Raw genomic sequence first — 26,599 nt, forward strand, 5'->3', positions numbered from 1 at the left:
GATTCGGGGGACACGCCTAGCGCCGGCGCAGGACGAGCACGAGGTTGGAGACCAGGAATTCGCGCACCCAGGGCACCCGGACCAGCCACCACGCCCAGCGCGGGTGGTAGCGGGGGAACGCGGCGAGCAGCTCGCCGTCCGGGGTCGCGCGCGCCCACGCCAGTCCCTCGGCCGCACCGACGTCGAACAGCGACACCCCGAACCGGTTCTTCGGTTCCCTGCCGTGCTTGCGGGCGTACCGCCGGGCCGCGTACTCGCCGCCGAACGCGTGCCACGGTCCGGTCTCGTGGCCGCCGAACGGACCCCACCACAGCGTGTACGACAGCACCATCAGCCCACCGGGCCGGGTCACCCGCAGCATCTCGTCGGCCATCGTCCACGGTTCCGGCACGTGCTCGGCGACGTTCGACGAGAAGCAGACGTCGACGGCCGCGTCCCGCACCGGCAGCGCCATCCCCGACCCGCGGAGGCCACCGTGCGCGGGCAGGCCCGCGGCGTGCATCTCGGTCGGATCCGGCTCGACCGGCACGTAGGTCGCTCCGGCGCCGCGGAACGCCTCGGCGAAGTAGCCGGGGCCGCCGCCGACGTCCAGCACGGTCACCCCGTCCAGGGACCGGCCGGTCGCGCCGGCGTGGAGGTCGGCGATCAGCTCCAGCGAATCGGAGGCCAGCGCACCGTAGAACCGGTCCGGATCGGTCTGCTCGTACCGGAAGTCCGACAGCAGGCTCACCGACCTGCGGAGGGTCGCCCGGCGGGCGAAGATGCGGGTCACGGGCAGCGCGGTCACGAGGTGCCACCCTATCGACCGGGCCGCCGATGCGGTGGGGTGGAGTGCAACAGCGGCAGACGCAAAGCCGATAGGGTGTGCAGCGGCCGCCGCCGCGGTCGACACACCCGACGTCCAGGAGTAGTGCCGTGCGCGAGGTTCTGTTGCTGTGCTGGCGGGACACCGGGCACCCGCAGGGCGGCGGCAGCGAACGCTACCTCGAACAGGTCGGCGCCGGACTCGCCGCGCGCGGTATCACCGTCACCCTCCGCACCGCCGCCTACCCGGGCGCCGCGAAGGAGGAGGTCGTCGACGGCATCCGGATCAGTCGCGGGGGCGGCCGGTTCACCGTGTACCCGCGGGCCCTCGCCGCGATCGCCGCCGGCCGGCTCGGATTCGGACCGCTCCGGGGCATCGCGCCCGACGCCGTCATCGACACCCAGAACGGCATCCCGTTCTTCGCGCGTCTGGTCGCCGGCGCCCCCGGCACCGTGCTCGTGCACCACTGCCACCGGGAGCAGTGGCCGGTCGCCGGGCGCCTGATCGGGCGGATCGGCTGGTGGGTCGAGTCGCGGCTCTCGCCGCGCGTGCACCGCCGCAACCAGTACCTGACGGTGTCGCTGCCGTCCGCGGAGGAACTCGAAGCGCTCGGCGTCGACCGCGACCGGGTCGCCGTGGTCCGCAACGGAGTCGACCCCGTCCCCGTGACCGCGCCGGTCGGCGACACCGGAACCCGCACCGCGCACCCGAGCATCTGCGTGCTCTCCCGACTGGTGCCGCACAAGCAGATCGAGGACGCGCTCACCGCGGTCGCGGCGCTGCGCACCCGGATCCCCGGACTGCACCTCGACGTCGTCGGCGGCGGCTGGTGGGAGGACAACCTCCGCGACTGCGCCGGTGCCCTCGGGATCGCCGATGCCGTCACCTTCCACGGCCACGTGTCCGAGCACCGCAAGCACGAGCTGCTCTCCCGCGCCTGGGTGCACGTGATGCCCTCCCGCAAGGAGGGGTGGGGGCTCGCCGTCATCGAGGCGGCGCAGCACGGCGTCCCGACCGTCGGCTACCGCAGCTCCCGCGGCCTGACCGACTCCATCGTCGACGGGGTCACCGGGCTCGTCGTCGGCGACGTCGTCGCCGACCCCGCCGGTGCCGGGGACGACGTCGCCGCGCTCACCGGGGCTGTCGAGGTGCTGCTGCTCGACGCCGAGTACCGCACGGAGCTGGGGGAGAAGGCGCGGGTCCGGGCCGCCGAGTTCTCGTGGGACCAGACCGCGTCCGGGGTCCACGACGTGCTCGCCGCGACCGCGGCGGGACGGCACGTGTCAGGACTGATCGGCGCGGATCCGGCGGTCACGGAGCCGGCCGAGTACGCAACCGAGCGCGCCGCCGGCTAGCAGCGCCGCCCACGCCAGGTGCGTCGTGGCCAGCGCGACCCGGGCGGCGACACGGTCCGGCCGCGGGACCGGATCCCCCGGCACCCGGTACAGCGTCAGGTGCTCGTCGGTGTGGACCCGCTCCAGGCGGTCCAGCAGCTCGGTGTTGCCGGGCAGACCGGGCGTGTCGTCCTCGACGAGCACCCAGCCGACTCCCAGCGCGGCGAGGTCCTCCGGGGCCCCGCCGCCGATCAGCACCAGCTCGATCTCCGCGGCCCGGCCGCCCTCGCCGCTGATGTCGATGTACCCGGGGCCGGTGAAGGTCGGTTCCGCGGGTACGACGAGCAGGCGGCCGGTCTGGGGCACGTCGGCCGGCAGCATCCGCGGCGCCGGGTCCAGCACCGGCGCGGTCCCCGAATACGGGAACCGCCGGAACGTGCCCGCCGGCAGCACCGCGACGTCACCGTCGGCGCCGTCCAGCAGCTCCGCGACACGACCCCACGACGGCGGATAGTGCACCGGGCGCAGCGCACCCCCGACGCCCCACGCCAGGTCCGGCAACACCGCCAGCACCGCGACGATCGCGACCGCGGACACGACCCGGGTCCGCTCGCCGCCCGGCGCGCGTTCCGGCGTGAACACCCGCCGGCCCAGACGCGCGAGCGCGGGCACCCCCGCCGCGGCGGCCAGCGCGTAGAACGGCACGGCGAGGGCCACCCACTTCTGGGTGTCGCGCAGCAACCCGAAGCCGGGCACGCGCGCGATCGCCCACTCGCCCGCGGTCAGACCCCAGCCGGTCGCCGCGAGCGCAGGCAGCACCACCGCCACCGCCGCGAGCGCGGCCAGCGCGACGAGCACCGGGTTGCGGCGCCGTCCCCCGCACGCGGGAGGTGCCCCCAGCCACAACGCGGGCAGTCCGCTCACCACGACCGCCAGCAGCACGACCGTGCCGACCGCCGCCCACGCCGTCGTCCGGCTGTCCGGGACCGCGTCCGCGTTCCAGATGCCGCCGAGCCCGGCGAGGCTGCCGAGGGTCGCGAGGCCGGGTTCGGCGCGGGCCGCGAACGCCGCGACCCCCGACGCGTCCGAACCGGCGACGCCCGCGCCGGACAGGGCGGTCGCGGTCAGCCACGGCGCCGAGGCCAGGGCCGCGAGCAGTGCACCAACCGCGACCCTCGGACCCCGCCGGGACCGGCCACCCGGCGCGGCGAGCAGCACCAGCGTCAGGACGGTGGCCAGCACGGCACCGGTCGGTGTCAGCCCCGCCGCGGCCAGCGGCAGCGCCAGCGGCGCCCACAGCAGGGGGGCCCGCACCGAGCCCGCGCGGCGAATTCGCAACGCCGCCACCACGATCCACGGTAGCGCCGCATATCCGGTGAGCAGGCTCCAATGTCCCTGCAGCAGCCGCTCGGCGACGTATGGATTCCACAGCGTCACCGTCGACGCCAGCAGCCGGCCACCGAGTCCGACGCCCGGCAGCATCCCGGCGACCATCCGCGCGGCACCCCACCCGGCCGCCCACAACGCGACCAGCAGGATCGCCTTGACGAGGACACCGCCGTCGACGACCGTCGACGCCACCGCGATCACCGCGTCCTGCGGCACCGCCCGGGCCGCCGCGTCCGACAGACCCAGCGCCGAATCCGTGAGATACGACCTCGGTGTGCTGACCGCGTCCCGCAGCAGCAGGTACCCGGGGCCGAGCAGCGGACCGAGGATCAGCAACGACAACGCCAGGCTGTACACCGGAACGGCGGCGCGGACGAGCCCCGTGGGCTCGGTGGCCCGGGAGAGCCTGGGGAGCCGCACGATCATGGATCGAACCATAGACAACCCCTTCGCGGCGTGTGCGTGTCGGGGGTGGACGCCCGGTGGGGCGGGGACGACGATGAAACGGGGTTCCCCGTATGCCGAAAGTGCGCACCCGGCCGTCGACCGGAGGAGGAGTGCCGTCATGGCCACGAACCGTCAGGGCAAGATCGCGGTGGACATTCGAGACTCGGTGGCGGACTGGTCACCGTACCTGCCCGCCCGGGCCCCAGACGGGGCCCCGAACGTGCTGATCGTCGCGTGGGACGACGTCGGCTACGGCAGCATGGACGTCTTCGGCGGTCCGATCGAGACCCCCACCATGCGGCGTATCGCGGACGCGGGCGTGCGCTACTCGAATTTCCACACCACGGCGCTGTGTTCGCCTACCCGCGCCTCGCTTCTGACCGGCCGCAACGCCACCTCCAACGGGATGGCGACGGTCGCCGAACTCAGCTCCGGGTTCCCCGGCATCTCGACCCACATCCCGTTCGAGAACGGATTCATCTCCGAGGTGTTGGCCGAACGCGGCTGGAACACCTACTGCGTCGGCAAGTGGCACCTGACCCCGAACGAGGAATGCAACCTGTCGGCGGTCAAGACCCGGTGGCCGCTCGGCCGCGGTTTCGAGCGTTTCTACGGCTTCCTCGGCGGAGAGTCGAACAGTTGGTACCCCGACCTCGTCTACGACAACCACCCCATCGAGGCACCCGGAACGCCCGAGGACGGCTATCACCTGTCGAAGGACCTGTCCGACAAGACGATCGAGTTCATCCGCGACGCCAAAGCGGTCGACCCCGACAAACCGTTCTTCATGTACCTGGCCCCGCAGGCCGGGCACGCCCCGCACCACGTCCCCGCGGAATGGGCCGACAAGTACAAGGGCAGGTTCGATCAGGGCTACGAGGCCATCCGCGCCGACATCCTCGCCCGCCAGAAGGAACTGGGCCTGCTGCCCGCGGACACCGAGCTGTCGCCGATCAACCCCCACGGGGAGCCGCACACCACCGGCCCGGACGGTCAGCTCTGGCCGATCCTCGACACCGTGCGCCCTTGGGGTTCGCTCGCCGCCGACGAACAGCGCCTGTTCATCCGGATGGCCGAGGTGTTCGCCGGATACATCTCCTACGCCGACGATCAGCTCGGCCGGGTGATCGACTTCCTCGCCGACTCGGGGGAACTCGACAACACCCTGCTGATCGTGATCTCCGACAACGGCGCCAGCGGCGAGGGCGGCCCGAACGGGTCGTTCAACGAATGGCGGTTCTTCAACGGCGTCGCCGACACCACCGAGGTGACGCTGCCTCACCTCGACGAACTCGGCGGCCCCGCCTCCTACAACCACTACAACACGGGATGGGCGTGGGCGTTCGACACCCCGTTCCCGTATTGGAAACGGTGGGCGGGGTACGAGGGCGGTATCGCCGACATGTGCATGGTGTCCTGGCCGGCGAAGCTGCCGCACGACACCGAACCGCGGCACCAGTACATTCACGCGGTCGACGTCGTGCCCACCATCTACGAGCTCCTCGGCGTCGAACCGCCTGCGGTGCTCAAGGGCTACACACAGAGTCCGATCGAGGGCGAGAGCTTCGCGGCGTCGTTGACCGACCCCGCCGCTCCGGGGAAGGAGACTCAGTTCTACGCGATGCTCGGCCAGCGTTCCCTCTACCACGAGGGGTGGCTCGCCTGTTCGCTACACCCGCCCATCTCCGGCTGGGGCAACTTCGGCCACGACGTCTGGGAGCTCTACCACCTCGACGAGGACCGCGCCCAACTCCACAACCTCGCCGACACCGAGCCGCAACGACTCGCCGAGATGAAGGAACTCTGGTTCTACTACGCCGGCATCTTCAACGGCCTCCCCCTCGACGACCGCAACGCCCTCGAACAGGTCCTCGCCGACCGCCCGCACCCCGGCAAACGCCGCGACCGCTACGTCTACTACCCCAACTGCGCGGACGTCCCTGAAAGCGCGGGTGCCGCGATCACCGGCCGCTCCTTCACCATCGCCGCCGGAGTCCATGTCGACACGCCGGACGCGGAGGGGGTGCTCTTCGCGCACGGTGGCGTGGCAGGCGGACACAGCCTGTACGTCAAGGATCACCGACTCCGGTACACCTTCAACTGGCTCGGGACCCGTGCCGAGGACGTCACCGCCGACCGCGACATCACCCCCGGCGGCCACGTGTGCACCGCCGAATTCACCGTCAAGGGCAGGAACGAGGACCCGGCGATGCCCGGATTCGCCGGCACCCTCGACCTCTACCTCGACGACCAGCAGGTGGCCAGCAGCGACATCGTCACCCAGCCCGGCGTGTTCTGTCTCGTCGGCGACGGGATCTGCGTCGGACGCGACAGCGCCTCCCCGGTCACCGCCGACTACACCGCACCGTTCCCGTTCACCGGCGGAACCATCGACAAGGTTGTGGTCGACGTGTCCGGGCAACGCTACGTCGACCACGAGGCACAGGTCCGGGGCTGGTTCATGATCGACTGACACCCGCCGACGCCGAACCCGGACACGCCTCCGAGAGCACACACGAGGACCGCCGACTCCGCCGGCCGCGATCGTGTGGCCAGGTATCCGGACGGGTCGGGGAGACGCACCCGGTGCGATCATGGGCGGATGACACCTCGCCCCGCCACGACGTCCGCGGTGGCCGGGATGACGATGGTGACCGCGGGGTCGATGACGGCGAACGCGGTGTCCTACCTGCTGGCGCTGGTCGCGGCCGCGTGGCTCGGACCGTCCGGGTACGGCGAGTTCGCCGCACTGACCGCTTCCCAACTCGTGCTCGCCGTTCCGGCGCTGGCGCTGCAGACCGTCGTCGCCCGCGAAGTGGTGCTCGGCCGCGACGCCGCCACCCTGCGCCGCCTCGAAACCCGGTGCGCGGTGATCGTCGCGGTCCTCGCCGCCCTGCTCGTCGCGCCGATCGCCGCGATTCTCGGCACGGGTACCGGCGCGACCGTCGCCGCACTGCTCACCGCGCCCCTGCTCGTGCTGCTCGCCGGCGAGCAGGGCCTGCTGCAGGGCACGGGACGGTTCGGGAGGCTGTCCGCCCTGCTCGCCGCGGCCGGTCTCGGGAAGGTCGCGCCCGCGGTCGCGGTCCTCGCGCTCGGCGGCGGTCCCGGTGCCGCGCTCACCGCGTCGGCGGTCGGGACCGGTGCGGTCGCCGCCGTCGCCCGAGTGCTCACCGGCCGCGGCACCGATTCCGACGAGCCGCGCGCGGCCGTCGGTGTCGCGGCGGTGCTGCGGGCGTCGCAGGTGCAGCTCGCCCTGGTGGTGCTGTCGTCGGTGGACGTCCTGCTCGCGCGGGTCGTGCTCGGGGACGAGCAGGCCGGGCAGTACGCGCTCGGCGCCGTCGCGACCAAGGTCGCGTTCTGGCTGCCGGCGGCGGTCGGGGTGGTGCTGTACCCGAAGATGGCGAGTCCCGACCACTCCGGGCGGGCGGTCCGCGCCGCGCTCGGGGTGCTGGTCGGGATCGGGGCGGTCACCGTCGCCGCGGCCGCGGCGGTCGCGCCGCTGGTCCCGGCCGTGCTCGGCGAGGACTACGCGCCGGTGCGGGGACTGCTGTGGGCGTTCGCCCTCAGCGGTGGATGCCTGGCCGTGCTGCAGGGCGCACTGCTGTCCGCGATCGCCCGGGAACGGACCCGGCTGGCGCTTGTCGCATGGGCGGGTCTGGCCGTCGAGGTGGCACTGATCCTCACGGTCGTGTCGACGATGCAGCAGCTGATCGCCGTCGCCGCAACCACCGCGGCCCTCACCGCCGCCGCGGCCGGCCTGCTCGTCCTTCGCGGCGTCGCCGGCCCCTCCCGCGGGTTCCCCGATGTCACATCGGGTACCCCTGAGTGACCGAATGTGACATCAGGGAACCGGGCGGGCCCTCACAGCCGCACCCCGACCTCCGCGAGCCGCCGACGCAGCCGGGTGACGTGCCCGCCGGGCCAGTACACCTGCCCGCAGTCGCGGCAGCGGCACACCCGCTGCCCGGGGGCGACGTCCTCGGGCACCCGGTCCGCGACGTGTTCCCGCGGCACCTCGTCGAGGACGCCGTTGCACCGGGCGCAGCGGGTCAGCGACCGGATCTGCCCGTGCAGGTCGAACCGGTCCAGCACCTCCCGTAGCTGACGGCGCGGGTCGGTGGCGTGCACGAACGCCCCGCGGGTCACCGCGGCGCGACGCAGCAGCCCGATGTCGCGGGTCAGCACCGTCCGGGACTCGGCCACCGACACCGCGACCAGTTCGGTGTCGTCGACGTCGTTGCGGTACCGGCAGTCGAAGCCGAGCAGTCGCAGGTAGGACGCCAGCCGCCCGAGATGCACGTCGGCGACGAACCGAGGCTCCCGGAGCGGCCGGGGACGCAGTCGGGTCAGGCCGGTCAGGTCGAAGCGCTCGAACACCGGGTACACCGCGACCCGCTCGCCGCCGCGCAGCAGGTGGTCGAAGCCGACCGAGACGCCGTCGACGAGTACCAGATCGACCTCGGTGTGCGGCACCCCGAGTGCCTCGATGCGGTCCTTCACCGACGGGGTGCCCGCGAAGTCGTGCCGGAAGGACCGTCGGCGCAGCGTGGGCGCGAGGAAGTCGTTCAGCTCCTCGTAGAAGCGGAACTCGCTGTGCCGGCCGGTGCGAGACATGCTGCCCCTCGTCCCCAACCTACGCCCGGACGAATCGGCCGATCTCCTGGTCGCCGCGGAACCCGGTGCCCGCGAACGGCGGCGGGGTCGGCCGCCGACGATCAGGTCGCGACGTCGACAGCGCGGTGCGCACGGTCCGCCCTCACCGCGGGTCGGTCAGGCCGAACGCCATGCTGCCGTCCCGATTGATCTCGTAGATCTCCACCCCGTCCGACACGTTGGCCGCGTCGGCGCCGGTCGCGACCGCGATCTTGTTGGTGGCGTTGCGCATCATCGTGACGACGAGCTCGACGGCCTGGGCGGGGGAGAAGTGCACGCGTATCGCGTCGATCACCTCGTCGTCGATGAAACCGGGCTGCCACACCATCGCGTCGACGAGTGCGAGCGCCGCCTTGTGTCGATCGGACAGCGCGGCACTGCTCGCGTGGTCGTCGATCTCGTCGAACGTCGACTCGTCCGCGCCCGCGGCGAGTGCCGAGCGGTTGCGCAGCGACTTGCAGATGCGGCAGTTGTGTTGCCGCGCCGCCCGCAGCCGCACCACCTCGCTCGTGACCGGGTCCAGTTCACCCAGCCCCGCGACACGGGTGATGAACGCATCGACCAGGGGCCACGTGTCGGTCGGGGACTCGTTCCAGTGCGCGGGAGCGCTCCAGCCGTCCTCGCCGGCGCCGAAGAGCTGATCGAGAACCCTACGCAGGCGGGGTGTCCAATCGGCAACGTAGACCGACGTGACGAACGCCGCCGAGCGATCAGCGAGCGCCGCGAACAGCACCGACCGCATCGGGTCGTCGATCGCGCTGACGTCCACGCTCATCTGCTCGGCGAACTCGAGCGCCGCCCGCCCGCCGTCCGACAGCGTCGCGGCGTCGAACTCGCCGGTGTCCGGGACCGGCAGCGGGGGCAGGGACAGGGCCGTCGCGCACGTCGCCCGGGCCAGCGCCGCGAGCGGTTCGCCCGTGGTCGGTGGGTTCAGTGCGACGAGTGCGTCGATCGCGTCGGCCACGTCCGGCGCGTGGCGTCGCAGCGCACTCGCACCCGTCCCGTCGAATCCTGTGTTCACGGTGGATCTCCCCTCTCGGTACCAACAACTGCTCGACAGAGTGACAAGTATTGGTCATGCAGGGACTGTTGTTTGGCGGTGAGAGCGTAGTGGAGCACCCTATACCGCCGGCGAGCTCGACGCGGCGAAGGCGCTCTCGATCAGCTACCTGGGTGCGCCCGTGTTCGACGGTCGCAACCACGCCGTCTACGAGCTCCAGGTCGGTCCGCTGAGGCCGGATGTGAGCAAGCCCGAGCGGGACCGGTTGATCCACGAGCTGGTCCGCACGGCCCGGGAGCTCGGCGATGCCTCGTCCACGTTCCGGTCCCCGGCGTGGCGCTGGACCGCCCGCGAAGCCCGTCCGCCCCGGCGACCGCGTCCCGGACACACGCAGGGCCCGCGCCCGAGAAGTCGGGGGCGGGCCCTGCGCGGAGGACTCTAGAGCCGGGTGGTCGGCGGATCCTGATCCGGCTTCACCTGCGGGATCTCGACCGTCTGATCGGTCGTGTAATCGTGCCGCGGGATCATCTCGGTGTCGGGTTCGCTGTATTCGCCCGGGTGCGGACCGGCGGCCGGGGCGGGCGCGACCGGCGCACCGCCTTCGACGGCCGGCTTCGGGCCGCGGCCACCGCGGGTGCCGAGGAAGATGCCGGCGATCAGCGAGATCACACCGAGGATGCCGGCGATGATCGGGACGGTGCGGCCGAACATCGCGAGCTTGTCCTGGCCGTCCTTGGCCTGGCCGATCTGGTACTCGATCGTGTCCTCGTTGAACGGCAGGGTCGCCTTCAGGACGGTGACCTCGGGCTTGTCGCCGCTGCGGGCGTAGTACTGGTACAGCTTCTCCTGGCCCTTGACGACCACGCCGGTGATCGGGTCGACCCAGACGTCACGCTCGTTGGTGTACCAGCGGGTCATCGTGATCGGCGCGGTGCCGCCCTCGACACCCCAGGTCTCGGCAGGCAGCGACAGCTTGTTCGTCGGGGAGGCCACGACCTTCGACAGGTCGACGGGGCCGACCTTCTGGTTGTAGTGGTAGACCTTCATCCCGTTGATCTCCGTCTCCTCGACGAAGTCGATGTCCTTGCTCGCACGGGCGTTGATGTCGAAGTACGGGTAGGACTTCTGCTCGGCGTCGAACGGCCACTTGTACTGCAGGCCGGTGTGCTCGACCTCCTCGGCGGGCTTGTTCGCCTCGGTCTGGATGGTGCCGACCGGGTCCTGGATCGGCATCGAGGTGACGCGGTCGGCGGTGACGCGGTCCACGGTCGCGGTCAGCAGGCCGGTGTCGCCCTGCTTGTCGGTGCGGCGCAGCGTCTGGCCGGCCTGCACCGTGATGCGGTCGGCGTCGGACGGGTCGACGACGGTCACGTAGCGCTGCGCGACGAGCGGGACGTCGGTGTTGACGACGGCCTTGCCTGCGGTCAGGGACTTCGCGTCGAGCACCTCGCCCTTGCCCTCGGCGATCGTGGTGACCTCGAGATCGAGCGGGGTCTTCTTCAGCTTGCTGACGGTGTACGTCGGGATCAGCAGTGCGGCTGCCAGTAGGAATGCGCCGAGCCCCACGAGGATGCAGGCGATGATCCTGCTCGGCCCTGAGCGTTCCGCCATACTGAATCTCCTTCGTCCACTGATGAGCCCGTCTTGACGATGAGCCGCCCCGAGGGGTGCGACTGGCGCCGCCCCCGAACACAGGGTGCCCCGGTCGTGACACCCGACGAGCCCAGACAGTAACAGTGTCCGGTGTCCGATTGCGCTGGCACGCCATATTTCGGGCGCCGTAAGAAAGAGGCCGGCGCGCCCGGGCCGACCGCTCACCGGGCAGACTGGACCCGAAATGAATGCCATCCGAACCGCCGCCGCGCCCGCCGTCGTCCCGCACCGGGCGGCGCGGGGATTCGTCCCCGCCCTCGAGGGGATGCGGGGACTGGCCGCGCTCGGCGTCCTGCTCACCCACGCCGCGTTCCAGACCGCCGCCACCGCGACCCCGGTCCTCGGGCGGGTGTGGGGCCGATTCGACCTGGCCGTGGCCGTGTTCTTCGCGCTGTCGGGATTTCTGCTGTGGCGTCCGCACGCCGCGGCCGCCCGCGGCTACGGCGACCGCCCCGCGACCGGCCGGTACTTCCTGCACCGCGCCGTCCGCATCCTGCCCGCGTACTGGGTGGTCGTGATCGTGGTCCTGACCTTCCTTCCGAGCGCGGGGACCGGTTGGCGGGTGTGGGCGTCGAACCTGGCGCTGGTGCAGGTGTTCGTCCCGCTGACCCTGACCGACGGGCTCACCCAGATGTGGAGCCTGTCCGTGGAGGTCGCGTTCTACCTGGTGCTGCCGCTGCTGGCGTTCGCGCTCGTCCGGCTCCGCGGCCCCGCGGCCCGATGGCGGATCCCGACCCTGCTCGGGGCGGTCGTGCTGAGTCTGGGATGGGCATTCGTATCCGTTCCGACCCCGGACGGCATCCACTCCGACAACTGGCTGCCCGGGTACCTGCCGTGGTTCGGGGCGGGGATGCTGATCGCGGAGCTGGTGATGCTCCCGGACGGCCCGGTCCACCGGTTCGTCGGCCGGCGCCGGGTGATGGCGGCGATCGCGCTGGTCGCGTTCGCGCTCTCGTGCACCGACCTCGCCGGTCCGGCCGGGCTGGTGCGGGCCGCGCCGTGGCAGTACGCGGTGAAGATCGCGCTCGGCGCGGTCCTGGCGTTCGTGTTGCTCGCGCCGCTGGTGCTCGGTGACCGCGCCGAGCACCGACTGCTCGCCGGACCGGTCGCACTGGCGGTGGGCCGCTGGTCGTACGGGGTGTTCATCTGGCACCTGCTCGTGCTCTCGATCGTCTTCCCCGTGTTCGGGATCCTCCCGTTCCACGGCCAGTTCGTGTTCGTGCTCGTCGTCACCGTCGTGCTGAGCCTGGCCGTGGCGTCGGCGAGCTACGCGCTCGTCGAGGAGCCGGCGCGCCGGGCGCTCGCCCGCTGGGAGGCCCGGCGTCGCAGCAGCGCCGACACCGCGGACCGCGACAGCGGCACCGCGGACCAGCCGACCGCGACGACCCCCACCAGCGCCGCCAGCTGAACGAGCCAGGCGTGCCCGACGTAGCCGTCGGGGAACCGCCACGGCCCGGTCGACAGCAGCGCGGCCCCGAGCGCGGTGCCGATCCCGGCCGCACCGACCAGCGTCCGGGCCGCGGCCACGGGCCCCCGGAGCCGTCCGACCGCCACGACCGCCGCCGCGCAGGCGGCCGCGACCACGGCGCCCGGCCACCCGGCGACGACGGTCGCGGTGGCCAGCACCCCGACGGTGCCGACGGTGGTGCTGCGCCAGGTGCGCGGCACGGGGCCCGGGTCGCGACCCGGCCCCCGCCGGCGCGGCCACAGTGCGAACGCGAACAACGGGAGCAGTGCCAGCAGCCCGGCGCCGATGCCGAGCCGGTACCAGCGGTCGGTGGGGAAGTCGAGGGTGACGGTGCCGACGGTGCCGGCGGGCACCACCCAGCCCTGCTGCCAGCCGTCGACGACGACGGGTGTCAGTTCGGTGCCGTCCGGGGCGGTGGCGACCCAGCCGACGTTCTGCGACTCCGGGTTCACCAGGAGGCGGGCGCCGGCGGTGCCGGCAGTCGACTCCGCGTCGGCGGCCGGAACCGTCAGTTCCCGATGGTTCGGGGCCCACGCGGTGGTGGCGACCGGGGCGGCCTGCTGGGCGGCGGGCGCCGCCGGGGTCGCGTCGAGACGCAGGCCGTCGACCGAGAAGGCGGGACCGGGCGCGACCACCACGGACGGCGATCCGGCAGGCAGCGGCACGGCGGGTGCGGACGACCCGGTCGCGGATCGGGTGCCGTCCGGGCCGTCGACGGAGCAGACGGTCGCGGAAACCGGCGCGCCGGACCGCAACTGGCCGACGGTCGCGGTGACGGACGTGTGCACCACGGATCCGGCGAACGAGACGACGGGGCCGTCGGCGCACCCGACGGTGACGGTGCGATCGCCCGGCGGCGGGTCCTGGGCGCCGGTGCCGGGAACCGTCACCGTGGCGCCGTCGGCGTCGGTGGTGAGGACGCCGATCTCGGCGAATCCGGGCGGCTGGGGTTGCGCGAAGCCGAGCGCGGTCTGGTCGAGGACGTCGTCCCAGTCGACGACGCTGACGACGATGCGGTCGGTCACGGTGGGGGACAGCGAGATCCGGTCGCCGTCGGTCAGCTCCCGCACCTGGGGGCCGGCGCCGAGGTCGACGGCGACGCGGGTCGCCCGCGCCGGCAGCGCACCGCGGCTCGGTGTCAGTTCGAGTCCGGTGACCCGGACCGGTTCCGGCAGTGTCACGGTGAGAGTCGGTTTCGCGCCGGTGCCTTCGATGCTGTCCGGCGACGCGGTCCAGCTGGTGCGCGGGTCGCCGTCGACGGCCGCGGCCGCGGACCCGCGGACGTCCGCGATCGCGGCGTCGCCGTCGGCGCGCGGCCGGTCCGGGTCCGCCACGAGACGCTCGAGTTCGGGACCCTGCCGGGACCGCAGCACCAGCCGCGGGGTCACCGCGGTGTCCCGCGGCACCGACAGGGTGCGTTCGAAGGTTCCCGGCTCCTCCGGTTGCAGGCCGAGTCCGGGATGGCAGCGCACCCGGTCCGGAGCTTCGACGCAGGAGGTGTGACCGGGCAGCTCCTGCCCGAGGTCCCAGCCGGTGACGGTCGCGCCGCGCGGCGTTGGGGGTAGCACCGTGTGGTGCCGGATCGGCACGGTCACCGGATGGTCCCGGTCGGTGTAGTCCTCGACCGACACCTCGCTGATCCCGAACTGGGTTCCGGTCGACCCGTCCTCGGTGTGGGTGGCGGTGACCTTCACCCAGTCGGTGCGCCCCGGAGGAAGCGAAACGGTCAGTGGCTCACCGGGTTTGGAGACGCGGACGGCGGTGCTCCCGTTCGCGGTCGACACCTCGAGCTGCTTGACCGGGACCCCGAGAGCGGCCGCGCTGGTCCGCAGGTGCAGCAGCCCGCTGTCGACGGGCTTGTCGAGGTCGATCCGAAGCCATTGCCCCAGGGCGCTTTCCAGTCCGTTGCTGAACCATCCGGTGGCCGGGTCTCCGTCGACCACCGCGGCCGGTCCGCTGCCGGGCGCGGTGCCGCCGAGCTGGGTGGCGTCCGCCGCCGAACTCGACACCGTGATCCGGGCGCCCTGCCACTCGCCGGTGACGAGAGCGGCGCCGTCGACCGGATAGTCCGGCACCAGGTTGTAGGTGCGGCGCGGGTCGCCGGGCCCGCGCAGCGCGGAGCTGTGGTTGTCGACCTGACCGAAGTCGGTTTCCCGGTCGGTGGGGGTGTCGGTCACCGTGACGGCGTCGACCGGCAGCCCGGCCCGCGCGGCATCCGCGGCGAGCAGCACCGGCCCGGTCGGCACCGGGACCCCGTCCCCGGGGCGGGTCGCCAGGCGCTGCAACGACTCCGGGCCGCCCTGCACGATCGGGACGCCGGCGAGGTCGACGATGTGGGGGCCGGCGGGCTGCGTGCCGGGGTACGGGCTGTCGACCCGGTAGATCTCGATCGCCGGGTAGCGCGGTCGCAGGTCGCCGTCGGCGACGAAGCCGTCGACATGTCCGGGTCCGACGTCCTCGCCGAACTCCGCGACCCGGGTCAGGCCGGGGGACCCCTCGATCGTGGCGTGGACCTGCAGTGGACGGGTCGAGCGGGACGTCTCGGGGTCGAGGTCGTTGCGGACGACGACGTACCCGACGCCCTGTCCGCGGAGGGTCTGCGCGAGCCCGTCGGAGGGGGTGCCGTCGGCGATCAGGCGCTGCACCGAGTCGAGGGCGCGGATCGCGCCCGGGGGGACCAGCGGGACCGCGTCCCGCACCGCCCACGGGGTCGTGGCGAGTGCCTGCAGTGGCTCGTCGCGGGTCAGACCCCACACCTGCGCGGCGAACGGCGCGCCGGGGACCACGAGCGCGCGGGTCGCGTCCGAGCCGTCCGGGGAGCTGCCCGCGGCGTGGTCGCCGAGCCAGTCCGCGGCCTCGTGCCAGTACCCGGGGACCGCGTCGTAGGCGCCGCGCGGCGCGAGCCTGCCGGTCCACGCCAGCGAGGAGGCGAGGGTGAGCGCGACCAGGATCAGGCTGGTCAGCGCCACCATCGGTTCCCGTTCGGGGTGCGCGAACGCGCTGCGCCAGCGGGCGGGCCGCACCGACCCCGGCAGCGGAACCTTCGCCAGCAGGTGTGCGAGCCCGAGCACCAGCGGCAGCCGCACCAGCGGTTCGAGCTTGTGCACGTTGCGCAGCGGGGCGCCGGCCGAGTCGAGGAACGTGCGGACGGTGTCGGCGATCGGGGAGCCGAGTTCGCCGACGTAGCCGGCTCCGAGCCCGGCGAGCCCGACGAACAGGATCAGCGTCAGCCTGCCCTTGGCCGGCATCGACCGCATCGCGAGCCCGGCCATCCCGGCCGCGGCCAGTGCCCCGGTCGCGACCACGGCCGCGGGCTGGGTGACGAGCACCGCGCCGGCGATACGCTCCGGCGACACGAACGGCGTCCAGCTGTCGGTGCCGCGCAGCACCTCGGTCAGGCTGGTCCACTGGGTCGTCACCCCGGACGACTCGATGTAGTCGAGGAACGGTGGGCTGACCCGGCCGAGGAGCAGCAGCGGCACGATCCACCAGATGGTGGCGACCAGGCACAGCGGCAGCCACCAGGCGGTGAAGATCCACCAGCGCCGGTTCGGCCGGTGCGCGATCCACCAGAGTGCCGCGACGAGGCACGCCGCGCCGGTCGCGACGGCGTTGACGGCGCCCATCAGCGCGACCGCGACCGCCGAACGGGCCGCCAGCAGCGGCAGCCCCGCCGCCGGTGCGCGGCGCTCACCCCGACCGGGTGGGAGCCCGCTCAGCGCGAGCACGACCGGCAGGAGCACCCACGGGGCCAGCATCATCGGCAGCGTCTCGGAGGAGATCGACCCGAGGGTGGTCAGGACGCGGGGGGCGAGCGCGAACGCGATCGCGGCGATGATCCGGGAGCTGCGGCTGCCGACGCCGATGGCCTCCGCGAGCCGGACGATGCCCCAGAACCCGGCGATCAGCAGCAGCGCCCACCAGATCCGCTGGGTGATCCACGGCGGGATGTGCAGGACGTGGCCCAGGCCGAAGAACGTGCCGTGCGGGAAGAAGTAGCCGTAGGCCTGGTTCTGCACCTGACCGAGCGGCGCCAGCGACGACCACTGGTGCGACGCGCGGCCGAGGAACCCGAGCGGATTCTGCGTGAGGTCGTACTTGGTGTCGGCGACCAGCCTGCCCGGGGCCTGGAGGAACGCGAGGACGACGGCGACGACCGAGGCGCCGACCAGCCACCGCCGGGTCAGCGGCTCGGTGCTCGGCGTCTCGGTGATCGAGTCGTGGGGGGTGGACACCGGGGAGCGGCGACGCCGCTCGTCCGTGGTGGTGCTGTTAACGGCTGCCGTACTCCACCTGGTTGAGCAGCGAGGAGCTGGAGTTGCCGCTGGTCTCGACGTTCGGGCGGGTGTTGTCCTGGGCGGCTGCGGTGACGCCGAAGACGGTGGCCAGTCCGAGGACGGCGCCGATCACTGCACTTGCCACACCGGGGACAAGGAACTTCATCTCGGATCTCCCACTTGCTGCCGGACTTCGAACGTGTCGCGCCAAGGTATCACCCGGGGCGTCCGGGCGGGTGCGCTGCCCGAGCAGCGGTGTGGCGGTGATCGTCGAGGTGGCGCGGTGGGGCGCTACCCGGCGATGTCGAGCGCTCCGAGCAGGGTGCCGAGTTTCGCCGTCGTCTCGGCGAGCTCGGCCTCGGGGTCGGAGCCGGCGACGATGCCGCCACCGGCCCACGCCCGCAGCCGCAGCCCGTCGGCGGAGATCTCGGCGCACCGGATCGCGACCGCCCAGACGCCGTCGCCGTCGGCGTCGCACCAGCCGGCGGCACCGCCGTAGAAGCCGCGTGGCTCCTCCGTCGCCCGGATCGCGTCGAGGGCGCCCTGCAGCGGGGTGCCGCACACCGCCGGTGTCGGGTGCAGCGCACGGGCCAATTCGAGTGCGGTCGGCGCGGGGTCGCGCAGCAGCCCGTGCACCGGGGTGGCCAGGTGCCACACCTGCGGGGTGCCGATCAGCTGGGGCCGGTCCGGAACGGTCAGGGTCTCGCACAGCGGGTCGAGGACCTCGCGGATGCGGTCGGTGACGAAGGCGTGTTCGGCGAGGTTCTTCGCCGACGCCAGCAGGTGCTCGCCCTCGGCGCGGTCGGCCGCCGCGTCGCGGTGGCGCGGTGCGGTGCCGGCGAGCGGGAAGCAGCGGACCTCGCGTCCGGTGCGTTCGAGCAGCAGTTCGGGGCTGGAACCGACCAGCGCGCGGCCGGTGTGATCGGCCCCCGCGGGGGAGAGGTCGACACCGAACCCGTTACCCCCGGGGTCGCGGGCGACGAGCCGCGCCAGCAAGGGCCACGGCCGCACCGGCGCCTCGGCCTCGACCAGCACCGAGCGGGCCGCGACGACCTTTCCGAGCTCGCCGGAGCGCAGCCGCGACACCAGCGCGGCGACGCGAACGAGGTGGTCGGCGGGGGTGGGCACCTCTTCGGTGATCCGGGCCGCGGGCAGCGCCGGCACGGAGTCGGGGGTCCACGGTCCGACGGTGTGTTCGGCGGTCTCGGGCGCGGTCAGCGCGGCCGGGTCGTCGGGGTCGAACGGCAGCGCGCCGACGACGAGAGGGACGCGTCCGGCCGCGAGTGCGTCGACCGCGGCGTCGACGGTGTCGTAGCGGTCCCGGCTCCCGGAGGTGCGCAGGGTCCGGTCGGTGCGCGAGAGCAGGAAGCCGTCCATGTCGGTGTCCGACGATAGTCGGCGCCGGTGGACCGGGCCCGGCCGCGTGCTACTTGCCGGGCGGGACGATCAGCACCGGGCGGTGACTGTGCCGGAGCACGTGGTCGGCGACCGAGGACTGCAGCAGGGACCGCAGCCCGGTGGTGCCGCGGGTGCCGGTCACGATGATGTCGGCGTCGAGGTCGTCGGCGGTCTCGACGATCGTGGTCCAGATCGTGGTGACGCACTCGATGGTCCGGCCCTCGGCGTTCAGGCCCACGCTGCGCGCGAGGTCGGTGCCCTCGCTGTTGACGGTCCTGGCGTCGGTGAGGGCGATGTCCTCGGTGTCCTCGTCGGGTACCCATTCGGGTTGCACGACCCCGGACAGCCCCGACATCCGGGCCGCCTGCCGGACCATCGGCTCCCACGCGGTGATGACGACGGCGCGTTCGGCGCTGAGGAATCGGCCGGCGTACTCGACTGCGCGCTTGGCGTTCTCGCTGCCGTCGTAGGCGATGAGCATCAGGTCGGCGGGCATTCGTGACCTCCTCGTGCACGGGGCGATCCTGCTGTCAGGCTACCCGTTCGCCGTGATCCGGGGTGGGTACGGTGGCGGGGTGATCCGCAACCGTCTGCCCCGCGTTCTGCCCCTGCTGCTCGGCCTCGGGGTGGTGGCCGGATGCGGCGGCACCGGGACGCAGACGGCCGCGACCACGTCCCCCGCCTCGTCCGCTGAGCCGACGTCGACGCAGGCCCCGTCGGCCCCCGCTGCGGCGGCGCCGGCCGCGGCCGCACCGGCCTGCGGCAGCGACTTCCTGGCGTCGCTCACTCCGCGGCAACGGCTCGCGCAGCTGCTGAACGTCGGGGTGACGGGGACCGCGGACGCAATGTCGGTGGTGCGCGACGAGCAGGTCGGGGGCATCTTCGTCGGCAGCTGGACCGACGAGTCGATGCTGGCGAACCGGCAGATACCGCAGGTGCAGGCCGTCTCGAAGGTCCCGGTGGCGGTGAGCATCGACGAGGAGGGTGGCCGGGTGTCGCGGGTCGCGGACCTGCTCGGGGAGGATCCGGCGCCGCGGACGGTCGCGCAGACGATGACACCCGAGCAGACCTACGCGATGGCGCTCGAACGGGGTCGCGGCCTGCACGACCTCGGGATCACCGTGAACTTCGCGCCGGTCGTCGACGTCAGCGACCAGCCCGCGAACACGGTGATCGGGGACCGGTCGTTCTCCGGGGATCCGGAGGTCGTGACGCGGTACGCCGGCGAGTACGCCCGCGGCCTGCGCGACGCCGGGGTGTTCCCGGTGATCAAGCACTTCCCCGGGCACGGGTCGGCATCGGGCGACTCGCACACCGGCGCGGTCACGACGCCGCCGCTCGACCAGCTGCAGACCCACGATCTGGTGCCCTACCGGACGTTGGTCACCACCGGAGTCGGTGTGATGGTCGGGCACCTGGACGTACCCGGTCTGACCGCGCCCGGGGTGCCGGCGAGCATCAGCCCGGCCGCGATGTCGCTGCTGCGGACCGGAACCGGATACGGTGCGCCGCCGTTCGACGGGCCGATCTTCACCGACGACCTGTCCGGGATGCGGGCGATCACCGACCGGATGGACATCGCGCAGGCGGTCGCGGCGTCGTTGGAGGCGGGCGCCGACGTGGCGTTGTGGCTGACGACGGACGAGGTGCCGCGGGTGCTCGACCACCTCGAAGCCGAGGTCGCGGCGGGTCGGTTGCCGCAGGCCAAGGTGGATGCGTCGGTGCTGCGGGTGGCCCGCGCGAAGGGGGTCGTGCACTGCTGACGGCGGGGCGGTGCGGATCGGCGGTCGCCGATCGAGGAGAATGACACCCGACACACGACATTCTTACTCTAGAGTAAGATCAACCCTGGGGGTCGACCGCGGTCGATGCCGCAGACTCTGGAGGAACGATGGCCGGTGGAACCAAACGACTCCCGCGCGCGGTGCGTGAGCAGCAGATGCTCGACGCGGCGGTCGAGGTGTTCTCCGCCAAGGGGTTCCACGACACCTCGATGGACGCGATCGCCGCGGCGGCCGAGATCTCCAAGCCGATGCTGTACCTGTACTACGGCTCCAAGGAAGAACTGTTCACCGCCTGCATCGCCCGTGAGGGGCAGCGGTTCGTCGAGGCCCTGGGACCGGCCACCGACTCCACCCTCACCCCGCGCGAGCAGCTGCGGGCCGCGCTCGTCGGCTTCCTCGGGTTCGTCGACGGGCACCGGTCGTCGTGGATGGTGCTCTACCGCCAGTCGATGGGCGAGCAGGCGTTCGCCAGCCAGGTCCGCACCAGCCGCGACCGGCTCATCGAACTGACCGCGAAGCTCCTCGAGTCCAGCACGCGGGAGCCGGAGCCGGGCACCGACTTCGGGATCATGGCCGTCGCCCTCGTCGGCGCCGGCGAGGCCGTCGCGGACCGGGTCGCCGGCGGCGAGATCGAGGTCGAGAAGGCCGCCGACCTGCTCGAGAACCTCGCCTGGCGCGGTCTCGCCGGCAAGAAGAAGTAGGCGCGGTCCCGCACCGGGGGCGGTGTCACGCCCGCGGGTGCTGCCCCCCACGCCGACACCGCGGCCGACGGGCGAATGCACCTGGCGTCCGCTCGATCCGGTCGAAGGACGGAAGCGTTCATTCGATCGGATCGAGCGGATGTGCCGTTCCCCCGGCGGCGGACTACCGCAGGGTCGCGGTCAGGTGCGGGTACCCCTTCTTCGGGTTGCGCAGCGCGAGGTCCCAGCCGGTGCCGACCTCGTCGGCATGGACGTTCACCGTCGCGGGCAGCACGATCGGCTTGCCGAACTTCACCCGGTAGGTGACGGCGTCCGGGATGCGGCCCTCGACCGCGCCGAGGATCGCCGCGGCGCTCCACATGCCGTGCGCGATCGCGCGCGGGAACCCGAAGGCCTTGGCGCCCAACGACGACACGTGGATCGGGTTGCGGTCCCCGGACACCGCCGCGTACCGGCCGATGGTCTTCTGGTCGACGCGCAGGGTCCGCATCGGGCGCGGCGGAACCTCGTCGGGATGCGACTGCTTGGGCTCCTTCGGTGCGCCGGTGGGGTGCATCTTCAGGAAGGTGCTCACCTGACGCCACACCAGTTCCCGGCCGACGTTGATCTCGCTGACCAGATCCACCTGGGTGCCCTTCGGGTGCAGTCGGATGTTCTCCGCGTGCACCGCCAGGTCCAGGGGCTCGCTCACGGAGATCGGCCTCCGCTGTTCGATCACGTTGTCGGTGTGCACGGAACCGATTGCCGGGAACGGGAACTCGGACGAGACCATCAGCTTCATCACGGTCGGGAACACCAGGGTGAACGGGTAGGTGATCGGCAGGGTGTCGCCGAAGCGCAGCCCGCACACCCGGGTGTAGCCGGCGAGGTTGTCGGTGTCGACGCGCAGCCCCTTCAGTGCGAGGGTCTGCGTGGGCAGGCTGCGCCGCACCCCCGACTTCCCGAACACCGGCAGCACCCCCAGCGCCGCGCGGGCGTACACGTCGAGCGTGCTCGGCTGGTGCGCGAGTTCGATCGTGCGCCCGGCCATCACGCCCCCAGCAGCGACTGGCCGCAGACCCGGACGATCTGCCCGGTGACGGCGTTCGACGCGGGGCTGGCGAAGTACGCGACGGTCTCGGCGACGTCGACGGTCTGGCCGCCCTGCAGCAGCGAGCTCATCCGGCGGCCGGCCTCGCGGGTGGCGAACGGGATGGCCGCGGTCATCGCGGTCTCGATGAAGCCCGGGGCGACGGCGTTGATCGTGATGTCCTTCTCGGCCAGCACCGGTGCGGTGGCCTGCACCAGCCCGATGACGCCGGCCTTCGAGGTGCCGTAGTTGGTCTGCCCGCGGTTGCCCGCGATGCCGGCGATGGAGGACACGTCGATGACCCGGCCGCCCGGCTTGAGTGCACCCTTGGCGACGAGGTGGTCGGTGATCTTCTGCGGAGCAAGGAGATTCACGCCGATCACCATGTTCCAGCGGGAGTCGTCCATGTTGGCGAGGGTCTTGTCCCGGGTGATGCCTGCGTTGTGGACGATGATGTCCGCGCCGCCGTGTCGCTCGAGCAGGTGGGTGGCCAGCTTGTCGGCAGCGTCCTCGGCGGTGACGTCGAGGGCCAGGGACGTGCCGCCGACCTTGTTCGCGGTCTCCGACAGCGCCTCGCCCGCGGCGGGGATGTCCGCGCACACGACGTGGGCGCCGTCACGGGAGAGCACCTCGGCGATGGTCGCGCCGATACCGCGGGCGGCGCCGGTCACGACGGCGACCTTGCCCTCGAGGGGCTTGTCCCAGGAGGTCGGGGCGGTCGCGTCGGCGGCGCCGACCCGGATCACCTGACCGGAGACGAACGCGGACTTGGCCGAGAGCAGGAAGCGCAGCGTGGACTCGACACCGGACAGGCCGGTCGAGGCGTTCGGGGACACGTACACCAGCTGAGCGGTGGCACCGCGCTTGACCTCCTTGCCGACACTGCGGGTGAAGCCCTCGAGCGCGCGCTGGGCGATGTGCTCGTCGACCCCCGCGGTCTCCTCGGGCGTGGTGCCGAGTACGACGACGCGGGCGCACGGAGCGAGGTTGCGGATCACCGGCTGGTAGAACTCGAACAGCTGCACCAGGTCCGTGACCTGGGTGATCCCGGTGGCGTCGAAGACGAGGGCGCCGTAGCGATCGTCGTGCGGCTGGGCGGCAGGGTAATCGGAGAGCAGTTCGCGCAGCGGCTCGACGAGGCGACCCTGGCCGCCGATCAGGACGGGGCCGGCCAGCGGAGGCTCGCCCGCCTTGTAGCGACGCAGCTTCTCGGGCTGCGGAAGTCCGGCCTGCTTGGCGATGAATGCGCCCGGCGCGGAGTTGAGGAACTGGGAGTAGAGGTCGGGAGCGCCCTTGCTGGCTGCCACGGTCCACCTTCTCTGTCGCTGATTCGTGCACCCGGAGCCCGGATGCGGTGTCGACAACTAACTTACTCTGAAGTAAGTTTGGTGTCGAGGCAGGAATCATCGACGCAGGAACCGATCGACTATGGAGAGACCGTGACCACCAGAGCGCGAACCACCAAGAAGCCGGCCCCCGCGAGCACCGGCGGACGCCGGTTGCGTCCCGTCGCGATCGTCGGCGGCAATCGCATCCCCTTCGCGCGTTCGGACAAGGCGTACGCGCAGGCCTCCAACCAGGACATGTTCACCGCCACGCTGGACGGGCTCGTCAGCCGGTTCAACCTGCAGGGCGAACGGCTCGGCATGGTCGTCGGCGGTGCGGTGCTCAAGCACAGCCGCGACTTCAACCTGATCCGCGAATCGGTGCTGGGCAGCGTGCTGAGTCCGTACACCCCGGCGTACGACCTGCAGCAGGCCTGCGGCACCGGCCTGCAGTCGATCGTCGCGGTCGGTGACGCGATCGCGGCCGGGCGCATCGACGCCGGCATCGGCGGCGGCACCGACACCACCTCGGACGCCCCGATCGGCGTGAACGACGAGCTGCGCGAGTTCCTGCTGTCGGTCAACCGTGCCAGGACGACGGCGGACCGGGTCAAGCTGCTCGGTCATGTGCGTCCCTCGATGATCGGCATCGACATCCCCCGCAACGGGGAGCCGCGCACCGGCCTGTCGATGGGTGAGCACGCGGCGATCACCGCGAAGGAGTTCGGCGTCCGCCGCGAGGATCAGGACGAACTGGCCGCCGCCAGCCACCGGAACATGGCCGCCGCCTACGACCGCGGCTTCTTCGACGACCTGGTCACCCCGTTCCTCGGCCTGACCCGCGACGACAACCTGCGTCCGGGCTCGACCGTGGAGAAGCTCGCCACGCTGAAGCCGGTGTTCGGCACCAAGCTCGGCGACGCGACGATGACCGCGGGCAACTCCACCCCGCTCACCGACGGCGCCTCGGCGGTGCTGCTGTCCACCGACGAGTGGGCCGAGCATCGGAACCTGCCGGTGCTCGCGCACCTCGTGGACTCGGAGACCGCGGCCGTCGACTACGTGCACGGTCCCGACGGGCTGCTGATGGCCCCGACCTACGCGGTGCCGCGGCTGCTGGCCCGTAACGGCCTGACCCTGCAGGACTTCGACTACTACGAGATCCACGAGGCGTTCGCCTCGGTGGTGCTCGCGACACTGCAGGCGTGGGAGTCCGACGAATACTGCAAGGAGCGGCTCGGTCTCGACGGTGCGCTCGGCAAGATCGACCGCAGCAAGCTCAACGTCAACGGCTCCTCGCTCGCGGCCGGGCACCCGTTCGCGGCGACCGGTGGCCGTATCGTCGCCTCGCTCGCGAAGATGCTGGCGGAGAAGGGATCCGGCCGTGGCCTGATCTCGATCTGCGCGGCCGGCGGGCAGGGCGTCACCGCGATCATCGAGCGGTAGCCGGCGCCCGGCGGCGAGGATCCGGACCGTGTGGCGACACCTCGGTGTCGCCACACGGTCCGCCTGCGGCATCGCGGCCGGTGGGCCACGATGGGCGTATGAGCGACAACGAGGACTGGAACGCAAAGATCATCGCCGAGTTCCGCGCCAACGAGGGCCGGGTCGGCGGGGACTTCGAGGGTGCGCCGCTGGTGTTGCTCCATCACCGTGGTCGGAAGACCGGCCGCGAAGTGGTGAATCCGGTGATGTATCTGCCCGACGAACAGGACCCGGACACGATCTACGTCTTCGCCACCTTGGCGGGCGCCCCGAAGAACCCGGCCTGGTTCCACAACCTGACCGCGGCGGGCGACGCCGAGATCGAACGCGGTACCGAGTCGTACCGGGTGGCCGTCACGGAGGTGACCGGTCCGGACCGCGACCGCATCTACGCCGAGCAGGCCCGACGTTATCCGGGCTTCGCGGAATACGAGGAGAGGGCGCGGGGGATACGCACCATTCCGGTGCTGGCGCTGCGGCGGATCTGACTACGCGCGCGGCGGTTCGCTGCGATCACGCTGATTTCAGACCGTGCGTTCCGGTGCGCGGTGGGTGAGGATGCGAACCATGACGGTTCGCACCATTGCACTCGCGGAAGATCTTCATGTCAGTGCCCAGGGCTACGGGGCCATGTCGGTCGCGCCGGTCTACGGGCCGGTCGACCCGGCACAGGCCCTCGCCACACTCCACCACTCGATCGACGTCGGCGTGACCTTCATCGACACCGCCAACGTGTACGGGGAGGGCGCCAGCGAGAGAGCCGTCGGCGAGGTGCTGCGCACCCGGCGCGACGAGGTGCAGTTGGCCACCAAGTTCGGTCTCGTCGGCAACGTCGCCGCCGGACAACGGGGGATCGACGGGCGACCCGAGCACGTTGCGGGTTACCTGGACGCGTCGCTGAGCCGCCTCGGCGTCGACAACGTCGATCTCTACTACCTGCATCGGGTCGATCCGAACATCCCGATCGAGGACACGGTCGGCGCGATGGCGGAGCTGGTGGCCGCGGGCAAGGTGCGGCACCTGGGTCTGTCGGAGGCCACCGGCGAAGAACTGCGCCGCGCGCACGCCGTTCACCCGATCGCAGCGATCCAGAGCGAGTGGAGCGTGTGGAGCCGGGACGTCGAGCGCAACGTCGTCCCGACCGCGGCAGAACTCGGGGTCGGATTCGTGCCCTACTCGCCGGTCGGCCGCGGCTTCCTCACCGGGACCTACGACCCGGCCGCTCTCGGTGCGTCCGACCTGCGCCGCAGGTTCCCCCGATTCGATGCCGATGCGCTCTCCGGCAATGCGAAGGTGCTCGCGGTGATCGACGAGGTGGCCCGGGACTCCGACGCGACGCCTGCGCAGGTGGTGCTGGCCTGGCTCTACGCGAAGGGTCGCGAGTTCGCGCTGCCGGTCGTGCCGATCCCGGGCACGCGTGTGGCCGCCCGGGTCGAGGAGAACGCCGCGGCGGTGGAGCTCGACCTCCCCGCGGACCGCATCGCGCGGCTCGACGAACTGGCCGCGATCACCGTCGGGGCGCGGTCGGCGGACCCGAGTTGGGTGTCCTTCGGCAGGGAGTAGGACGACCGCCGGAATGTGTCACGGGGCGGCCGATGGCCGCCCCGTCGAAGGTCACAGCCGTCCGGGCAGCGGTGTTGTGTAGGTCACGAATTGGTCTACGAGCCCTCGTGGAGACGGCCACCCGCTTGGCGGTGAGTCTGTGGGGGCAACGACCCCGGAAAACGTGGGGCAGGCGGTCGGAGACGACGATCCTCCCGCACCCTCGTCGTACCCCTGGCGTGCCTACTGGAATCGAATGTCGTTGTAGT

At 72.1% G+C, this 26,599-nt stretch carries 19 protein-coding genes and 1 pseudogene; 9 read left to right on the forward strand and 11 right to left on the reverse strand.

What is annotated here, in order from left to right:
- Positions 1–16 precede the first annotated feature (16 nt).
- On the reverse strand, positions 17–787 hold the full coding sequence (locus tag ABD951_RS16925) for a class I SAM-dependent methyltransferase (RefSeq protein ID WP_345347250.1): 771 nt from the start codon (positions 785–787) through the stop codon (positions 17–19).
- Positions 788–915: 128 nt separating this feature from the next.
- Between ABD951_RS16925 and ABD951_RS16930 the strand changes: the two genes are divergently transcribed.
- Positions 916–2,160, forward strand: a complete 1,245-nt coding sequence (locus ABD951_RS16930) for a glycosyltransferase family 4 protein (RefSeq protein WP_345347253.1) — start codon at positions 916–918, stop codon at positions 2,158–2,160.
- Here ABD951_RS16930 and ABD951_RS16935 read toward each other — a convergent pair.
- Positions 2,089–3,954 (reverse strand): MmpA family trehalose lipid delivery protein, encoded by a 1,866-nt coding sequence (locus tag ABD951_RS16935; RefSeq protein ID WP_345347256.1) that lies wholly within the window; start codon positions 3,952–3,954, stop codon positions 2,089–2,091. The genes ABD951_RS16930 and ABD951_RS16935 overlap by 72 nt on opposite strands.
- 139 nt (positions 3,955–4,093) lie before the next feature.
- On the opposite strand from ABD951_RS16935, the gene ABD951_RS16940 reads away from it, so the two are divergent.
- Both ABD951_RS16940 and ABD951_RS16945 read left to right on the forward strand, forming a co-directional pair.
- Positions 4,094–6,448: a sulfatase-like hydrolase/transferase gene (locus ABD951_RS16940; protein WP_345347259.1), complete on the forward strand. Its 2,355-nt coding sequence runs from the start codon at positions 4,094–4,096 to the stop codon at positions 6,446–6,448.
- Between the two features lie 129 nt (positions 6,449–6,577).
- Positions 6,578–7,804, forward strand: coding sequence for a polysaccharide biosynthesis protein (locus tag ABD951_RS16945; protein WP_345347262.1), 1,227 nt, complete (start codon positions 6,578–6,580; stop codon positions 7,802–7,804).
- Positions 7,805–7,836: 32 nt separating this feature from the next.
- Here ABD951_RS16945 and ABD951_RS16950 read toward each other — a convergent pair whose 3' ends face one another.
- The 3 genes from ABD951_RS16950 to pgfA all read right to left on the reverse strand — a co-directional run bounded on the left by ABD951_RS16950 (position 7,837) and on the right by pgfA (position 11,239).
- Positions 7,837–8,589 carry a Mut7-C RNAse domain-containing protein gene (locus tag ABD951_RS16950; protein ID WP_345347265.1) on the reverse strand — a complete coding sequence of 251 codons (753 nt, stop codon included), beginning with the start codon at positions 8,587–8,589 and terminating at the stop codon, positions 7,837–7,839.
- 142 nt (positions 8,590–8,731) lie between these two features.
- A complete protein-coding gene (locus ABD951_RS16955) occupies positions 8,732–9,649 on the reverse strand; it encodes a carboxymuconolactone decarboxylase family protein (RefSeq protein WP_345347268.1) in 918 nt (305 codons plus the stop codon).
- 417 nt (positions 9,650–10,066) lie between these two features.
- A complete protein-coding gene (gene pgfA / locus ABD951_RS16960; protein WP_345347271.1) occupies positions 10,067–11,239 on the reverse strand; it encodes a cell envelope lipid trafficking protein PgfA in 1,173 nt (390 codons plus the stop codon).
- A 226-nt stretch (positions 11,240–11,465) separates the two neighbouring features.
- Between pgfA and ABD951_RS16965 the strand changes: the two are divergent.
- Positions 11,466–12,524, forward strand: a pseudogene (locus ABD951_RS16965) (acyltransferase family protein); the annotation flags it as partial.
- Positions 12,525–12,547: 23 nt separating this feature from the next.
- Here the strand turns inward: ABD951_RS16965 and ABD951_RS16970 are convergent.
- The 4 genes from ABD951_RS16970 to ABD951_RS16985 form a co-directional block, all read right to left on the reverse strand.
- Positions 12,548–16,984: an alpha-(1->3)-arabinofuranosyltransferase domain-containing protein gene (locus tag ABD951_RS16970; protein WP_345347274.1), complete on the reverse strand. Its 4,437-nt coding sequence runs from the start codon at positions 16,982–16,984 to the stop codon at positions 12,548–12,550.
- Positions 16,985–17,021: 37 nt separating this feature from the next.
- Positions 17,022–17,192: a DUF2613 domain-containing protein gene (locus tag ABD951_RS16975; RefSeq protein WP_345347277.1), complete on the reverse strand. Its 171-nt coding sequence runs from the start codon at positions 17,190–17,192 to the stop codon at positions 17,022–17,024.
- Positions 17,193–17,317: 125 nt separating this feature from the next.
- Entirely contained in the window at positions 17,318–18,403 is a 1,086-nt protein-coding gene (locus ABD951_RS16980) for an isochorismate synthase (RefSeq protein WP_345347280.1), read from the reverse strand.
- Positions 18,404–18,452: 49 nt separating this feature from the next.
- Complete coding sequence (locus ABD951_RS16985; RefSeq protein ID WP_345347283.1) at positions 18,453–18,920, reverse strand: universal stress protein; 468 nt, start codon at positions 18,918–18,920, stop codon at positions 18,453–18,455.
- Between ABD951_RS16985 and ABD951_RS16990 the strand changes: the two genes are divergently transcribed.
- Together ABD951_RS16990 and ABD951_RS16995 are read left to right on the forward strand one after the other, a co-directional pair.
- The gene (locus tag ABD951_RS16990; RefSeq protein ID WP_345347286.1) at positions 18,898–20,187 is read left to right on the forward strand and encodes a glycoside hydrolase family 3 N-terminal domain-containing protein; all 1,290 of its coding nucleotides are present in this window, start codon (positions 18,898–18,900) and stop codon (positions 20,185–20,187) included. The genes ABD951_RS16985 and ABD951_RS16990 overlap by 23 nt on opposite strands.
- Positions 20,188–20,315: 128 nt before the next feature.
- Positions 20,316–20,909 carry a TetR/AcrR family transcriptional regulator gene (locus ABD951_RS16995; protein WP_345347289.1) on the forward strand — a complete coding sequence of 198 codons (594 nt, stop codon included), beginning with the start codon at positions 20,316–20,318 and terminating at the stop codon, positions 20,907–20,909.
- 163 nt (positions 20,910–21,072) lie between these two features.
- Here ABD951_RS16995 and ABD951_RS17000 read toward each other — a convergent pair whose 3' ends face one another.
- Positions 21,073–21,939, reverse strand: a complete 867-nt coding sequence (locus tag ABD951_RS17000; RefSeq protein ID WP_345347292.1) for a MaoC/PaaZ C-terminal domain-containing protein — start codon at positions 21,937–21,939, stop codon at positions 21,073–21,075.
- Positions 21,939–23,285: a 3-oxoacyl-ACP reductase gene (locus tag ABD951_RS17005; RefSeq protein ID WP_345347295.1), complete on the reverse strand. Its 1,347-nt coding sequence runs from the start codon at positions 23,283–23,285 to the stop codon at positions 21,939–21,941. The genes ABD951_RS17000 and ABD951_RS17005 overlap by 1 nt, the downstream gene beginning before the upstream one ends.
- 132 nt (positions 23,286–23,417) lie before the next feature.
- On the opposite strand from ABD951_RS17005, the gene ABD951_RS17010 reads away from it, so the two are divergent.
- From ABD951_RS17010 to ABD951_RS17020, 3 genes are all read left to right on the forward strand, one after another.
- Complete coding sequence (locus ABD951_RS17010) at positions 23,418–24,749, forward strand: acetyl-CoA C-acetyltransferase (protein ID WP_345347298.1); 1,332 nt, start codon at positions 23,418–23,420, stop codon at positions 24,747–24,749.
- 98 nt (positions 24,750–24,847) lie between these two features.
- Positions 24,848–25,276 carry a nitroreductase family deazaflavin-dependent oxidoreductase gene (locus tag ABD951_RS17015; protein WP_345347301.1) on the forward strand — a complete coding sequence of 143 codons (429 nt, stop codon included), beginning with the start codon at positions 24,848–24,850 and terminating at the stop codon, positions 25,274–25,276.
- A 79-nt stretch (positions 25,277–25,355) separates the two neighbouring features.
- The gene (locus ABD951_RS17020; RefSeq protein ID WP_345347304.1) at positions 25,356–26,351 is read left to right on the forward strand and encodes an aldo/keto reductase; all 996 of its coding nucleotides are present in this window, start codon (positions 25,356–25,358) and stop codon (positions 26,349–26,351) included.
- The last annotated feature ends 248 nt before the right edge of the window (positions 26,352–26,599 follow it).

It is taken from the genome of Rhodococcus olei, from assembly GCF_039540555.1.
GTDB lineage: Bacteria > Actinomycetota > Actinomycetes > Mycobacteriales > Mycobacteriaceae > Rhodococcus_G > Rhodococcus_G olei.